The sequence below is a fragment of the Sphingomonas sp. PSPC2-2 genome, assembly GCF_049897725.1.
Lineage (GTDB): Bacteria > Pseudomonadota > Alphaproteobacteria > Sphingomonadales > Sphingomonadaceae > Sphingomonas.
Genome location: NZ_JAFCWU010000002.1, coordinates 213,055 through 227,789, shown reverse-complemented (window position 1 = coordinate 227,789; position 14,735 = coordinate 213,055). Strand labels below are relative to the sequence as shown.

Annotated in this window: 14 protein-coding genes and 1 tRNA gene; 8 read left to right on the top strand and 7 right to left on the bottom strand. The window is 64.4% G+C overall.

Annotation, left to right across the window (positions count from 1 at the left end; all coding sequences use genetic code 11):
• Positions 1-4 precede the first annotated feature (4 nt).
• The 3 genes from ACP7BY_RS05325 (at position 5) to ACP7BY_RS05315 (ending at position 2,681) form a co-directional block, all read left to right on the top strand.
• Positions 5-904, top strand: coding sequence for a ferritin-like domain-containing protein (locus tag ACP7BY_RS05325; protein ID WP_033966009.1), 900 nt, complete (start codon positions 5-7; stop codon positions 902-904).
• A gap of 214 nt (positions 905-1,118) precedes the next feature.
• Positions 1,119-2,093: a lysylphosphatidylglycerol synthase domain-containing protein gene (locus tag ACP7BY_RS05320; RefSeq protein WP_033966005.1), complete on the top strand. Its 975-nt coding sequence runs from the start codon at positions 1,119-1,121 to the stop codon at positions 2,091-2,093.
• Positions 2,094-2,171: 78 nt separating this feature from the next.
• Positions 2,172-2,681 carry a hypothetical protein gene (locus tag ACP7BY_RS05315; RefSeq protein ID WP_137902657.1) on the top strand — a complete coding sequence of 170 codons (510 nt, stop codon included), beginning with the start codon at positions 2,172-2,174 and terminating at the stop codon, positions 2,679-2,681.
• On the opposite strand, the gene ACP7BY_RS05310 is transcribed toward ACP7BY_RS05315, so the two are convergent.
• The gene (locus ACP7BY_RS05310; protein ID WP_033966004.1) at positions 2,665-3,048 is read right to left on the bottom strand and encodes a winged helix-turn-helix domain-containing protein; all 384 of its coding nucleotides are present in this window, start codon (positions 3,046-3,048) and stop codon (positions 2,665-2,667) included. The genes ACP7BY_RS05315 and ACP7BY_RS05310 overlap by 17 nt on opposite strands.
• A 70-nt stretch (positions 3,049-3,118) precedes the next feature.
• Between ACP7BY_RS05310 and ACP7BY_RS05305 the strand changes: the two genes are divergently transcribed.
• Entirely contained in the window at positions 3,119-5,176 is a 2,058-nt protein-coding gene (locus tag ACP7BY_RS05305; protein ID WP_137902671.1) for an NAD(+) synthase, read from the top strand.
• 216 nt (positions 5,177-5,392) lie between these two features.
• Here the strand turns inward: ACP7BY_RS05305 and ACP7BY_RS05300 are convergent, their stop codons facing one another.
• Together ACP7BY_RS05300 and ACP7BY_RS05295 are read right to left on the bottom strand one after the other, a co-directional pair.
• Positions 5,393-5,725, bottom strand: a complete 333-nt coding sequence (locus ACP7BY_RS05300) for a DUF6481 family protein (protein WP_010407771.1) — start codon at positions 5,723-5,725, stop codon at positions 5,393-5,395.
• Between the two features lie 35 nt (positions 5,726-5,760).
• Positions 5,761-5,850, bottom strand: a tRNA-Ser gene (locus tag ACP7BY_RS05295).
• A 159-nt stretch (positions 5,851-6,009) separates the two neighbouring features.
• Between ACP7BY_RS05295 and hspQ the strand changes: the two genes are divergently transcribed.
• Positions 6,010-6,390, top strand: a complete 381-nt coding sequence (hspQ, locus tag ACP7BY_RS05290) for a heat shock protein HspQ (protein WP_033966003.1) — start codon at positions 6,010-6,012, stop codon at positions 6,388-6,390.
• Positions 6,391-6,465: 75 nt separating this feature from the next.
• Here hspQ and ACP7BY_RS05285 read toward each other — a convergent pair whose 3' ends face one another.
• A complete protein-coding gene (locus ACP7BY_RS05285; protein ID WP_137902658.1) occupies positions 6,466-9,036 on the bottom strand; it encodes a TonB-dependent receptor plug domain-containing protein in 2,571 nt (856 codons plus the stop codon).
• A 531-nt stretch (positions 9,037-9,567) separates the two neighbouring features.
• Here ACP7BY_RS05285 and rplU point away from each other — a divergent pair.
• From rplU to ACP7BY_RS05270, 3 genes are all read left to right on the top strand, one after another.
• Entirely contained in the window at positions 9,568-9,894 is a 327-nt protein-coding gene (gene rplU / locus ACP7BY_RS05280; RefSeq protein WP_033966002.1) for a 50S ribosomal protein L21, read from the top strand.
• A 13-nt stretch (positions 9,895-9,907) separates the two neighbouring features.
• Complete coding sequence (gene rpmA / locus ACP7BY_RS05275) at positions 9,908-10,177, top strand: 50S ribosomal protein L27 (protein ID WP_010407762.1); 270 nt, start codon at positions 9,908-9,910, stop codon at positions 10,175-10,177.
• 167 nt (positions 10,178-10,344) lie between these two features.
• Positions 10,345-10,887, top strand: a complete 543-nt coding sequence (locus tag ACP7BY_RS05270; protein WP_137902659.1) for a GNAT family N-acetyltransferase — start codon at positions 10,345-10,347, stop codon at positions 10,885-10,887.
• Between the two features lie 184 nt (positions 10,888-11,071).
• Here the strand turns inward: ACP7BY_RS05270 and ACP7BY_RS05265 are convergent, their stop codons facing one another.
• The 3 genes from ACP7BY_RS05265 to ACP7BY_RS05255 all read right to left on the bottom strand — a co-directional run bounded on the left by ACP7BY_RS05265 (position 11,072) and on the right by ACP7BY_RS05255 (position 14,695).
• Entirely contained in the window at positions 11,072-12,571 is a 1,500-nt protein-coding gene (locus ACP7BY_RS05265) for a replicative DNA helicase (protein WP_033966000.1), read from the bottom strand.
• A 67-nt stretch (positions 12,572-12,638) separates the two neighbouring features.
• Positions 12,639-13,433: a hypothetical protein gene (locus ACP7BY_RS05260; RefSeq protein ID WP_231565231.1), complete on the bottom strand. Its 795-nt coding sequence runs from the start codon at positions 13,431-13,433 to the stop codon at positions 12,639-12,641.
• A 20-nt stretch (positions 13,434-13,453) separates the two neighbouring features.
• Entirely contained in the window at positions 13,454-14,695 is a 1,242-nt protein-coding gene (locus ACP7BY_RS05255; protein WP_033965999.1) for a TIGR04063 family PEP-CTERM/XrtA system glycosyltransferase, read from the bottom strand.
• Between the last annotated feature and the right edge of the window lie 40 nt (positions 14,696-14,735).

Here is a 14,735-nt window from a genome sequence, read left to right as displayed (position 1 = left end):
CCCCATGAATTTCATCTCCAAATCGCTTGCCCCCGCATCCCCCGCGCCCGGTACGCCCGTCCCGCTTGGCAGCACCGCCCACAAAATCCTGTTCTGCCGCACGATGCTCGACACGCACGATCCCTATCGCCCTGCGTTGATCGACTGGCCGGTGCTGGACGACGAGACCCGCAACCGGATCGTGTCGCTGCCGATCTGGGACATCGCCGTCGCGACCGAAGGCCGCGCGGGCATGAACGTCAAAACCTATGGCGAGCAGATCAGCGATCCGCTGCTGCGCGACGCGATCGACATGAACGCTTTCGAGGAAAGCCGCCACAAGATCGTGCTGGCCGACATGGTCACCTTTTACGGCATCGAGCTCCAGCCCGAGGAAGAGTATAAACGCCCGCGCGACCCAGAATTCGCGTTCATGCGCACCGGTTTTTCCGAGTGCATCGACAGTTTCTTCGGCTTTGGCCTGTTCAAGATCGCCAAGGATTCGGGTTTCTTCCCGCCCGAACTGGTCGACACGTTCGAACCCGTGATGCGCGAGGAAGGACGGCACATCCTGTTCTTCGTCAATTGGGTGGCGTGGTGGCGGCGCAATATGCCGTGGTGGCGACGCCCCTATTTCGAGCTGAAGGTGTGGACGGTGTGGCTGTTCCTCATCTGGGAACGGATCGACATGGCCAAGGGCATGGGCGAGAACAACACCAAGGCGCAGGAAAACAACTTTACGCTCAACGGCTCCAAGGAACTGGGCGTGGAAATCGAATTTCCCGAACTCGCCGCGATTTGCCTGTCCGAAAACGACCGGCGGCTGTCCGTCTATGACCAGCGGCTAATCCGTCCGAAATTCGTTCCGGGCGCGATCCGTCTGGTATTGCGCCTGATGGGCAAGAAGGCGCTGGCCGCGCGCTGATCGTGCGCCTTCGCGATGGATCGGGGCTTGATCGATTCACGCGAAGGCGCGAAGGCGCGAAGATGGTCGGACCCGCAAGCGCGCAGCGCCCCAGATCCAACGTGAGCGAAGGCGATCGCCTTGCGATGAGCGCGCGCTCTTTGCGCCTTCGCGCCATCGCATGCCCAAATCCGCTGCGGTTCCTTAGCCGAACGCCGATCGCAGTGGCGAAATCATGAACCGCTCCGCCCGGATCGGGCTGCTCGTTGCAACCGTCGTCGGGCTTATCGTCGCTGCAGGCGCAGTCGGCACGGTCGGGCTTGTGCAAGTCGCCGAGGCGATGGCGTCGATCGGCTGGATCGGCATGGCAAGCTTCGTGCTATGGTCGGGCGGCGTGCTCGCCTTGCTCGGCATGGCATGGGTCGCCGTCGCGCCAAGTGAATCCGCTGACCGCTTGTGGCTGTTCGTGTGGGCACGCACCACCCGCGAAGCCGCGACCGATATTCTGCCCTTTTCGCAACTCGGTGGCCTGGTCGTGGGCGCACGAACGCTGGCCGCATTCGGCGTGCCGCAGCCGGTGATCTACGCCTCGATGATCGCCGATTTGACGACCGAGATGGCCGCGCAACTGATCTTCACGCTGTTCGGGGTGGGGGTGTTGCTGCTGGTGCTGACGCATGCTGCCGTCCAGCAGGGCCTCGTTCCGCTGGCGCTGGGGGGTGTCGGCGCGATGGTCACGCTGATGCTGCTCTTCGTGTTCGCACAGCGACCGATGCTGAAGCTCGCCGGGACGCTCGGCGCGCGTTTGCTGCCGGGCTCGGTCGCGGCGATGGCGGCGGTGCGCGAGCAGCTCGACGCGATTTACCGCGAGCCGCGCCGCGTCATCGCGGCGTTCCTGTTCAACCTCGCCGCCTGGCTGGCGAGTGCCGCCGGTGCCTGGATCGCCTTGTGGTTCATGGGCAGCCACGTGCCGTTATGGGCAGTGCTGATGATCGAGGCGCTGATCTTCACGCTGCGCAGCGTCGCCTTCGCCATTCCCGGCGCCATCGGGGTGCAGGAGGCGGCCTATGTGCTGATCGGCCCGCTGGTCGGCCTGCCACCCGCGACCGCGCTGGCGCTGTCGCTGCTCAAGCGCGCGCGCGACGTCGTCATTGCCGTGCCCGCCTTGCTGGTCTGGCAAATCGGAGAATATCGCCGCGTCGTCAGTTGATCTTTGCGCGGCGTCAATTGCCCAAGCCAGTGCGCCGCCGTATAGCGTAGGATATAGTCCAGTGAAGGTGATCCGATCATGCAACCGATGACCCTGCTGCTGGCCCTCCCCCTGTTGATCGCCGCAGCGCCCGATGCGCCGGTTCCCTGCCCGACCCCGGCCGCGCCGCTGCCCGCCAGCCTCGTCGCGTGGCAGACCGGCCTCAGCCTCGCCGCCGCCACCGACGCGCCCACGCTGGCGCATACCAAAGTAACGATCGGCAAGCGCGTGGAGGTGATGCTCGCCCCGACCGACACCGTTCGTTACCGGCTCGCGCCGGGCAAGCCACCCGCACCCGGCAGCATGGGCGGGTTGCTCGGTGTTACGGTGCGGCGCGCAGGAACCTACCGCGTCGCGCTCGGCACGGGCGCGTGGATCGACTTGGTGCGGGCGCGGACCTCGCTCACCTCGGTCGCGCACGAGCATGGGCCGGCGTGCAGCGGCATCCGCAAGATCGTCGACTTCAAGCTTCGTCCGGGTCGCTACGTGCTGCAAATCTCGGGCAGCAAGGAAGCCGCGACGCCGGTGCTGGTTACGGCGCTTCCCTGACCGGCGGCAGCGGCTCGGCGCGCAGCATCGCGTCGAGGTCGGCCATCGGCGCAGTATCGGCGCTGGCTGCGAGATTCGCCTCGAGCGTGCGATAGGCGGTTAACACCGCGCGGCCCATTTTGGTGAGGGTGGCCCCGCGCGACTGTCCACCGCCCGCCACCGTCTCGACCAATTTCTCGGTCCAGCAGCGATTCATGCTGTCGACCAGCAGCCAGGAACGGCGATAGCTCATCCCCATCGCGCGGCCACCCCCCGAGATCGATCCCTCACGGTCGATCGCTTCGAGAAGGTCGGCCTTGCCCGGCCCCATCGCCAACTCATCGCCGCAATAGATCTGCGCCTTGATTTTGAGCTGGCCGATCCGCATCCCCGCCTCCGTTGCAGGGCCATGCCCTAGCATGGTGGCAATGCCGCGCAAACGTCGCTACGTCGCAGGCATGGCGAAGGTGCACCCGTTCCACTCGATCCACACCCACGGGCTGATCCGCGTCGGGGCGTGTACTCCGACCGCGAGCGTTGGCGACACGATCGCCAATGCCGAGGCGACGATCGCACTGGCCAAGGACGGCCACAAACAGGGCGCGGACTTGCTGGTCTTCCCAGAGCTCAGCCTCACTTCCTACGCAATCGACGATCTGCATTTGCAGACCGCGCAGCATCACGCGACCGAGGCGGCGCTGGCGGCGGTGGTGGCGGCGACCGCCAAGCTGCGCCCGGTGCTGGTGGTCGGCGCAGCGCTGCCGCGCAACGGGCGGCTGTACAATTGCGCGGTGGTGATCGCACGCGGGCGCATTCTGGGCGTGGTGCCCAAGGTGTTCCTGCCCAATTACCGCGAATATTATGAAAAGCGCTGGTTTGCCTCGGGTGCCGGGATCACCGCGCCGTGCCACATCACCGTCGCAGGGCAGACCGCGCCGTTCGGCACCGATCTGCTGTTCGCGGCGAGCGACCTCGAGCATTTCGTCTTCCATGCCGAGATTTGCGAGGATTTTTGGGCCCCCACCCCGCCTTCGACGATGGGCGCGCTGGCTGGCGCGTTGATCTGCTGCAACCTGTCCGCCTCCAACATCGTCGTCGGCAAGGCGCGTGAGCGCGCATTGCTGTGCGCCGCGCAATCGGCGCGCGCGGTGTGCGCTTATGTCTTTTCCGCCGCCGGGCCGGGGGAAAGCACCACCGATCTCGCGTGGGACGGCCAGGCGATGGTGCATGAACTGGGCGAAGCGCTCGCCGAATCGAGCCGCTTCGGCCGCGCGCCGGGCCTGTTGCTTGCCGATGTCGATGCCGAGCGAATCGAGCAGGAGCGGATGCGCGTCGGCACCTTCAACGATGCCGCGCGGCTGGCCGACGACCCCGAAAAGCGCTTCCGCCGGGTCAGTTTCGAGCACAAGCCCGATTTTGGCGACATCGGCCTGCTGCGCGACACACGCCGCTTTCCGTTCGTGCCCAACACGCCGGAAAAGCTCGACGCCGATTGCTATGAGGCGTTCAACATCCAGGTCGAGGGGCTGCTCAAGCGCTTTCAGGCGGCGCATGCCGAACGCCTCGTCATCGGCGTGTCGGGCGGGCTAGATTCGACGCATGCGCTGATCGTCGCGGCCAAGGCGATGGACCGGCTGGGCCTGCCGCGCGACCGCATCCTCGCCTTCACCATGCCGGGCTTTGCCACCAGCGAGCATACCAAGGGCAACGCCTGGGCGCTGATGCGCGCACTTGGCGTCGATGGCGACGAGATCGACATCCGTCCCGCTGCGCGCCAGATGCTCGCCGATATGGGGCACCCCTTTGCCGACGGGCAGCCCATTTATGACGTGACGTTCGAGAATGTGCAGGCGGGGCTGCGCACCGATTATCTGTTCCGCCTCGCCAATCAGCGCGGCGGGCTGGTGGTCGGCACCGGCGACCTGTCAGAGCTGGCGCTCGGCTGGTGCACGTATGGTGTCGGCGACCAGATGAGCCATTATGCGGTCAATGCCGGTGTGCCCAAGACGCTGATCCAGTTCCTGATTCGCTGGTGCATCCGCGACCGCCAATATGATCCAGAGACCGACAAGATCCTCGAGGCAATTCTCGCGACCGAAATCTCGCCCGAACTGGTGCCGGCGGGTGCCGATGGCGCGATCCAGAGCACCGAGGCGCGAATCGGCCCGTACGCGCTGAACGATTTCTTCCTGCATTATGTCGTGCGTCACGGCATGGCGCCGTCCAAGATCGCCTTCCTCGCGCTGCATGCGTGGCGCGATGCAAGCGCGGGCCGCTGGCCGCGCGACGTGCCGCTATCGGCGCGAGTCGCTTATGATTTGCCGACGATTGCGCTCTGGCTGGAGAAGTTTCTGGTGCGCTTCTTCGCGACGAGCCAGTTCAAGCGCTCGGCGATCCCCAATGGGCCGAAGGTTTCGAGCGGCGGCGCGCTGAGCCCCCGCGGCGACTGGCGTGCGCCCTCGGACGGCACGGCGCGGGTGTGGCTGGAGGAACTGGCGCGCGGGCTGCCGCAATAGCGCCATTGGTAGACCGGGAGTGAGGGGGGAGTCCGCGAGACACGCGGTTGCCCATTGTAGAGCAACCCACCCCCAGCCCCTCCCTTCCAGGGAGGGGAGGCGGAAGGCGTCGCGGTTCCTCCCCTCCCTGCAAGGGAGGGGCTGGGGGTAGGTCGGCCCGTAATTGGGCGGATCGGTCCGTTGCGCGCCCCCCAAAGAAAACGCGCCGAAAGCGCCTTACTTGCGGCTCTTGCGGGCCGCGTAGCGGGCGTCTCGCGCCGCTTTCTTGTCGATTTCGGCCTGGATTGCGGCCTGTTTGGCCTCTTCGATCGCGCGTTCGGCAGCTTCGGCCTTGGCGATCTTTTCGAGCCGCGCCTGTTCGATCGCAGCCTTCTTCTCTTCGCGCTTCTTCGCCTCGGCGGCTTCCTTCGCTTCGCGCGCGGCGGCGCGCGCGGCGACGACAGCCGGATCGACGGGCGGCTTGGCCTTCAGCTTCTCAAGCGCGCGCTGTTTCGCGTCAGCCGAGAGCGCTGCGCGATCCTTGAACGAGGGTTCCTTATACGATGCCATGCGGGCCCTTTAGCGGGAGTCAGTCAGGAAGGAAATGGCGGAGAGGGTGGGATTCGAACCCACGGTGAGCTTGCACCCACGCCGCATTTCGAGTGCGGTACATTCGACCACTCTGCCACCTCTCCGCGAGGTCATAAGATGCCGTCTGATGGGAAATCCAAAAAGCGGCACCGGTCGGTGAGCGGGGGCCTCTAACGCAGTGATCGGGCGGAGGCAAGCGTTTGCGCACCAGCAAAAGCACAGCAATCGCTTGTGCCTTGCGCAAGAGCGCCTAAATTACAGTCATGCCCCGTACCACCATCTCGGCCCTGCCGTTCGACAGCGCGATCACTCTCCCTCCCATTGCGCACGCCCGCTTCGCCATCGGCGACGTTGTGCGCCACCGCATGTTCGATTTTCGTGGCGTGGTGTTCGATATCGATCCGATCTTCGCCAATAGCGACGAATGGTATGACGCGATCCCGGAGAAGCTGCGCCCGCGCAAGGACCAGCCTTTCTATCATCTGCTCGCCGAGAACATGGAGTCGAGCTACGTCGCTTATGTCAGCCAGCAGAATCTGGTGCCCGATGACAGCGACGAGCCGGTCGACCACCCGGCCATTTCGGGGCTGTTCGGCGATTATGAGGACGGCAAATACCCGCTGCGGCGCGAACATCGCCACTGATCGCGGCCACCGCGTGATGACATAGAAAGGGGGCCGCACAGGCCCCCTTTCCGTTTGTTCGAATGGAATGTTCGCTCAGAACTTGAACGAGACCTTCGCGTAATAATAACCGCCGTTGATGCCGTAGGGGGCGCTGAGCGGTGCATCGATGACGTTACCGCCCGTGACCAGGGTCGTATTGGTCGTGCCCGGCACCAGCGCCACCGTCGGCGGACGCTTGTTGAACAGGTTGTTCGCCCCCGCGGTCAGGTCGATGCCCCCCGGCAGCTTATAGGTCGCCTCCAGATCGGCGATGAACGCGGTCGGCACCTTCTGCAGATAATAGGTGCCGCCATCGGGGCTGGCATAGGTCGATGTCTCGCCATACAGCGTACCACGCGCCGTTGCCGAGACCGCACCAAGCGACCAGAACGCCGAGGCGATCGCCTTGAACTTGGGCGAGGCCGTTTCGAGGTTGGCGCGCGCGCTGGCATCGAACAGCGGGATACCGCCAAGCGACGCCGGAGCCACACCGAGCTTGGTGATCTTGGTCTCGTTATAATTGCCCGACAGGCTCCAGCTGACCGTGCCCCAGCTTCCGAAGTCCGAGGGCACGTTTGCCGTCAGTTCGATCCCGCGGGTGCGCGTGCTCGCCCCGTTGGTGAAGATGTTGATGCCGGTCTGCGTCACCGTCGGATCGAGCACGTTGCCATTGGCGACGATCGCTTGCGTCACGATCGCAAAGTTGGTCGCCCCGCCGCTGCCGAAGATCGATCCGGTGCCAAGAATACGGTCGCGAATCTTCACTTGATAGGCATCGAGCGTGACCGTCAGCTTGCCCGCACGAAATACGCCGCCCGCGCTGAAGTTGGTCGATTTCTCGGGCTTCAGATTCTGGAAGCCGATCAGCTTGGCCGCTGCCGAATTGGCCGGCAGCTGCACGAACGCAGAGGTCGGCGAGACGTTGGTGGCCGAATAATAGGATTCGGCCAGGGTCGGCGCGCGGAAGCCGGTCGAAACGGTGCCGCGCAGGGCAAAGGCGTGCGAGAAATCGTACCGCCCCGTTCCCTTGAAGATCACCTGGCTGCCGAAATCCGAATAATGCTCATAGCGCACCGCGCCATCGAGCTTCAGCGCCGCGACCGGGGATGCGGCGACATCCAGATACAGCGATTCGTTCTCGCGGCTATGCGTGCCCGCGTCGGACGGACGGAAGCCCGGATAGGACTGCCCGCCCTCCTTGTAGATCGAGCCCGGATCGCCCGAACCGATCGAATATTGGTTCTTGCGGTACTCGCCGCCGAACGCGACGTTCAGCGGCACCGCCATGCCCAGATCGAATTCGGTCGAGAAATCGGCATTGGCGGTGAATTCGGACGACGTGAACGATCCGTCATAGAAATCGCGCGGCGTGAAATGGGTGTCGATGAACAGCGAGCGGTTCGCCGAGTCGAGCGTGTAGATGAGGTTCTTGTCCTTGCCGTACGTCGTGCTGAGGTCGAACTTCACCGCGCCGACCGCACCCTTCACGCCGCCGGTAAAGGCGTAATCGTCCTCGCGTATGCCTTCACGCGGGTTGAAACCGAGCGGGAACGGGATCAGTTCGCCCGCCGTGGTCAGGCTGCCCGCCACGCCAAGCACGGGCGAGGCGATGACGCGATCGGGCACGCGCAAATTCTCATACGCGCTGGCGATCCGCTTGCTGAAGGTGCCGAAGCTGTAGGCGGTAACGTCGCCGAAATCGTAGGCCGCGTTATATTGGACATTGGTCAGCCACGACTTGGCATCGCCGTTGATCCGATTGACGTACGGGAAGCCCGGAATGTTTTTATAAAGGGCTTGCTGTGCGGCCGAGAGCGCAGGGCTGGTGGTCGTGGTCAGCAACGCCCCGTTCGCATCGGTGACACGACGATCCAGGCCACCGACTTGCGTAAAATCGTGGAAGCGGTGGAACAGCGTGACGTTGATGAAGCCGTCCTCGCCGATCCTGGTCGCCAGATGGGCGGTGCCCGCATAGGTTGTGCCGCCGACATCGTAATTCTTGCCCGCCGTGGCGTAGCCCGATCCGCCCTCGGCATCGTCTTTGAGGATAATGTTGATGACGCCCGCAATCGCGTCCGATCCGTATTGCGCAGCGGCACCGTCTTCAAGCACTTCGATCCGCGCGATCGCGCTTGGTGAAATCAGATCGAGATCGGCCGTAGCTGCGCCTTGGTAAGGGCCACCAAGCACCGCAAGGTTGGCGGTGCCATGGCGGCGTTTGCCGTTGATCAGCACCAGCGTGTGGTTGGGGCTGAGCCCGCGCAACCGCGCCGACAGTGTCAAATTGGCGGTGTCGCCGCCAAACGCCTGCGCCGTAAAGGACGGCACCAATTGCGTCAGCACCTGATTGAGGTTCGGTTGCCCGACTCGCGACAATTCGTCCGAGCCCAAAACCTTGATCGGCGTCGCACTCTCGGCTGCGGTGGTGCCGATACGCCGCGTACCCGTCACGATGATATCGGTTTGTTCGGGCGCAACGGCCTCCGGTGCCGGGTCGGCGGGTGCCGGGGCCCCCAGCGCGGCGACCGCCGTGACGCTGGCATCGGGCGCGGTGTCTGCAAAGGCAGGCGGCCCGGCCACGCTGGCGACGGCCAGCGCGAAGAGCGAAATCGAATGTGTGTTCATGGCTGTGAGATCCCCCAAAAAAACAGGTGACCTTCAGTCCATCCGCCCCCATCTTGTTGTTTTATCTCGAATACACACCTCTTTTGCGCCGTCGGATAATAACGGACACAGCTCCTCCTGCCGCACAGCACGGCATTGAAATAACCCTGCAGATATTTTGACACGACCTTCTTGGCCGAGCGCGCACACTTACGCCCGACATCTACATTCCTGGAAACACCGCGCTGCTAAGCACTTATTCGCGACATTTTATTGCCGGAATCGAGCTCGCCTCGTCTGTTCCGAATCGGATGACGCCATAGTCTTTTTCGCAATGCAACATAAAGTTCATGCAACGCGGGTAGCGCCGAACGAATTAGGTCGGTTTCGGCCCGACTATTGCGTTTGAGCAACATTTTTGCAGGGCATTTCCCGCCTGCACGGCGCACCTGGACGGTTGACAGCGCGCGCTCCGTCGCATAGTCGGCGCTTCTTTCCCGCGCTCGGCTCGCCGTGCGTGGGGCACAGGTATTTTTGAAAGTGATGAGGCCCATGTTCGCAATCGTGCGCACGGGCGGCAAACAGTATCGTGTTGCCGCCGGAGACAAGATCGTCGTCGAGAAGCTCGAGGGCGAGGCCGGGGCGTCGATTACGCTCGGCGATATCCTGCTGGCGGGCGAAGGCTCGGAGCTGAAGTCGGTCGAAGGCCTCACGGTCTCGGCAGAGATCATCGCGCAGGCGAAGGCCGACAAGGTCATCGTCTTCAAGAAGCGTCGTCGCCACAACTATCGCCGCAAGAACGGCCATCGTCAGCAGCACACGATTCTGCGCATCACCGCGATCGGTGGCGAATCCGCCGCACCGGCCGCTCAGGCGTAAGGAGTAATTCGAGATGGCACATAAGAAAGCAGGCGGTTCCTCGCGCAACGGTCGTGATTCGGCCGGTCGTCGCCTTGGCGTGAAGAAGTTCGGTGGCGAAGCCGTCATTCCGGGCAACATTCTCGTGCGTCAGCGCGGCACCAAGTTTTACCCGGGCACCAATGTCGGCATCGGCAAGGATCACACCCTGTTCGCACTCACCGAAGGTCGCGTGACCTTCCATAAAGGCAAGCTCGGTCGCCAATTCTGCTCGGTAGAAATGCTGGCGCTTGCGGCTGAATAACATCGGGTGACCATCCGGGTTGCCCACCAGGGCGATCCGGGTAGTTCAGACTACCGAAAAAGGGAGACGGGTCGCCCCGGTCTCCCTTTTTTCATGCTCCCTCCCCACCCATTGTCGCTTGATCGTCACGAGAGACGGGCAAGCGACGGCGACGAGGAGAGTACAAAATGTTCGCTCGGACTCCGAGACTGACGCTACGGCCCGGCTGGCCGGAAGACGCCCCCGCGCTCACGCAGGCGATCGCGCATTACGATGTCGCCTGCATGCTCTCGCGGCTGCCTTGGCCCTATACGCAGGCCGATGCCGAAGCATGGCTTTCGCGCCAGCCCGACGCGGATGAGGTAAACTGCGTTATCCTTGCCCACGACGGTGCCTATCCCGAACTGGTCGGCGGAATCTCGGTAATCTTCCGCGACGGCGACCATGAGATTGGCTATTGGTTGACCCCAAACGCACGCGGTCGCGGCTATGCGACCGAGGCTGGTCACGCGATGCTCGGCATTGCGCGCTATGCAATGGGGCTCAAGCGTCTGCGCGCGAGCCACTTCCTCGACAATCCCGCATCGGGCAACGTGCTTGCCAAGCTGGGTTTCCGCCGGACCGGCGAGAAGCTGCTTCACAGCGTCGCACGCGGAGCCGAAGCACCATGCGCAACGCTGGAATTGGCGCTGGAGGCTGGGACCGCTGCGGATTTTAGGATGGCGGCCTGATCGCACGTAGCGTGCTGCGGTCGGGCTGCAGACTTGGATCAATCACGCCACCCGGCGAAGGCCGGGGCCCAGTCGTGATGGTGGATGTAACGCGCACAGCGCCCGCCACCGCAACGCCGGCAACTGGGCCCCTGCCTTCGCCGGGGAAGTCGATACTATATCGGAAATCGACCTCGCGGTCCGTTCAATAATCCGGGGCGTAGCCGCCATAATCGGAGAATTTGGTGATGTTGGGCTCGAATCGCAGCGTCACCTTGCCGGTCGAGCCGTGGCGCTGCTTGGCGACGATCAGCTCGGCAAGCCCATCGACGCGCGACAGATGCTCCGACCATTTGGCGTGCTTGTCCTGCACGTCGGCCGGGCTGCCAGCCGTCGGAATTTCGGGCTGGGTCATGTTGAGATAATAATCCTCGCGGAACACGAACATCACCATGTCGGCGTCCTGCTCGATCGAGCCCGATTCGCGCAGATCCGACAGCATCGGGCGCTTGTCCTCGCGCTGCTCGACCGCGCGGCTGAGCTGTGACAGCGCCATCACCGGCACGTTCAAATCCTTGGCAATGTTCTTCAGGCCACGGCTGATTTCGGAAATCTCCTGCACGCGCCCGTCGCCCGAACTCTTGGCGGTGCCCGAGAGCAGCTGCAAGTAATCGACCACGATAAAGCCAAGCTGGTTGTTGAGCTTGCGCTGCAAGCGCCGCGCGCGGGTGTGCAGCGCGCCGATCGAAAGCCCGGCGCTGTCGTCAATGAACAAGGGCAGCGTTTCCAGGCTTGCCGCCGCCGCCGCAAGCTTGTGAAATTCCTCGCGCTTGATCTTGCCCGAGCGCAGCACTTCGGAATTGATGCCCGATTGCTCCGCCAGAATACGCCCGGCAAGCTGATCAGCGGACATTTCCAAGCTGAAAAAGGCGACCTTGGCCCCCAGCGAGCGTTCGGGGTCGATCCCGTCGGCCATGTCGCGCATCCAGCGCTGTGCGGCGTTATAGGCGATGTTGGTGGCCAGCGAGGTCTTGCCCATGCCCGGACGCCCGGCGAGGATCATCAAGTCGGAGCGGTGCATACCACCGATCTTGGCGTTGAGGCTCTCAAGCCCGGTGGTGATGCCCGAAATATGCCCGCCCGAATTGAGCGCGACTTCGGCCATCTTGATCGTGATGGTGGAGGCCTGGACGAAGGTCTTGATCTGATTGTCGCTGCCGCCATCGGCTGCGACCTTGTACAGTTCTTCCTCGGCCGCCTCGATCTGCGCGCGCGGGTTGACCTCTTCCGACGTGTCCATCGCCCGTTCGACGAGGCTACGCCCGACCGTCACCAGCGTGCGCAGCATCGCCAGATCGTAGATCTGCTTGGCGAATTCGCGCGCGCCGAGCAGTCCGGCACCCGACCCGGTCAATTGCGCGAGATAGGCCGGGCCGCCCAGCTCACGCATCCCGACATCCTGTTCGAACATCGGGCGCAGCGTGACCGGGCTCGCCAGCATGTCATTGCCGCGCAGCGTGCGAATCGCGGAAAAGATGCGGCCATGCAGCGGCTCGAAGAAATGCTCGGGCTGGAGCCGGTCGATCAGATCGTCCGCCAGGCGGTTGTCGATCATCATCGCGCCGAGCATCGCGGCTTCGGCCTCGACATTTTGCGGCAGGGTTACGGTTTCGGGTTCGGTCGGGGATACGAATGCGGTGGCCATGCCCCCTTGTCCCACCCCAGCCGCCGCCACTCAAGGGGCAGGCGCGATTAAAGCCGGGGATAACCGCTCAGCGCGCGCCCGTCGCCATCCGGCGCAGCACGGCCAACGTGTCCTCCAACGTCTCCTGCGGCGGCGGCGCAGCGACGGGCGGGCGTTGTCCCACCACCCGCTCCAGCCGGTCGAGCAAGGCGTGAATCGTATCGGATGGATCGGCCCGTGCGGGCGCGACCGGCGGCACCGGCGTTTCCACCACGGGCTGCGGGGTCGATCGCACCATCGGCGTCAGCGGAAAGGTTTCGAAGCGCTCGCCGGGATCGAAGGTCTGCAGGCGTTCGGCGGGAAGGATGGTAACCGACTCCTCCCGCGTCGGGGTCGAGGACCCGCTAAGCGGGGTTTCAGGCACCGCGACCCGACCATAAGCGGCCAGTGGTTCTTCGAGATCAACCGGCAATGGTCGTTCGACCGGAGGCTCCACCGCCGCCGGTGCCGTGATAGGGACGGCGGGCGCGCGCACATCGAGAAACGGCGTGCCGAGATCGGTATTGGCGAACAGCGGGCGGCGGGCCGGCGCATCTGGGTGGGCATCGGCGCGGCGCAACACCGGCGCGCTGCTCCGGTCCCCGCGCGAGCGCTGGATCACCATAGTGCGCGCGCCGAAAACGAGGAACAGGGCGAACCATGCTATCAGGCCGATGCCGCCGCCGCACAGCAGCACCAACACCAACCGCGCGGTAAGCCCAAGCGGCGGCTCGGCTGCGGACAGGACCGAGGCGATCCCGCTATCCACGACCATCGATTCGAGCAGATCGGTCGGCACCAGCGCGAACATCGCGGCGGTCATCACCCCGATAACACCAGCCACCGCTGGCGCGACGGGGAGAATCAGAGGTTGGGAACGGGAGAACACGGCCATGACGCAGACGATGCCACCGCACCGGTAAGTTTCTGGTAAACAGGGCCATAACGCGCAACATTAACGGCCCAGTTGCGCTCCGCCTCGACAAAGGCGCGGCCGCGCGCGCGCCGCCCTTCCCAACCGTCGCGATCCGCGAGCAGCGCCGCCAGTGCGTTCGCCATCGCCACCGGGTCGTCGGGCGGGAACAGCGTGCCGGTATCGTTGTGGCGAATCAGCTCACGGTGCCCGCCAACGTCCGACGCGGCGACCAACCGACGCTGCGCCATCGCCTCCAGCGGTTTGAGCGGCGTGACCAGATCGGTCAGCCGCATCCGTTTGCGCGGATAGGCCAGCACGTCGATCAGACTGTAATAGCGATCGACCTCGGTATGCGGCACCCGCCCGATGAAATGGATCTGCGCTGCCGCCGGCGAGGTTGCCGCCTGCGCGCGCAAGGCGTCCTCCATCGGGCCGCCGCCGACGAGCACCAGATGCGCCTTGGGCCGCGCCGCAACCAGCGTCGGCATCGCCGCGATCAGATCATCAAGGCCCTCATAATCATAGAAGCTGCCGATGAAGCCGATCACTTCGGCATCGCGCAACCCGAGCGACTCGGCCAACGCCGAATCATAGGCCAACGGATCACCGAACACCGCCATGTCGACGCCATTGGGCGACACCAGCAGCTTGGCCGGATCGATGCCGCGCGCGACCAGATCGCCGCGCAGCCCCTCGCAAATCACCGCGACCGCGTCGGCGCGCCGCACCGCCCAGGTTTCGAGCGCACGCGTCGCGCGGTAGCGCAGCGATCCTTCGCGCCCGGTGCCATTGCCAACCGCAGCATCCTCCCAAAAAGCGCGAATCTCATACACGAGAGGCAGATTGCGCGTGCGTGCCACCCGCAGCGCGGCGACCGCATCCAGCACCGGCGAATGCGCGTGGAGGATGTCGGGTTTAAATTCCGCGACCACCTCATCGATGCGGCGGGCAAAGGCGCGGATTTCGCGCATCTCGCCAAATGGGCTGATCGTCTCGGGAACGGGCGGGGTGCGGAAAAAATCGATGCCATCGACGGTTTCCGCCGCCGCGTCGCGCGCGCCGTTGCGTGGGCCGGTGACGGCGGCCACGTGCCAGCCGTGCCGCATCTGGCTCTTCAGGATCGCCCGCGTGCGAAAGGTGTAGCCGCTTTGCAACGGCAGGCCGTGGTCCAGGATGTGGAGGATGCGCATGCGCGGTCCATAGCGTGGCACTGCTTAACGGAGCCTCAAC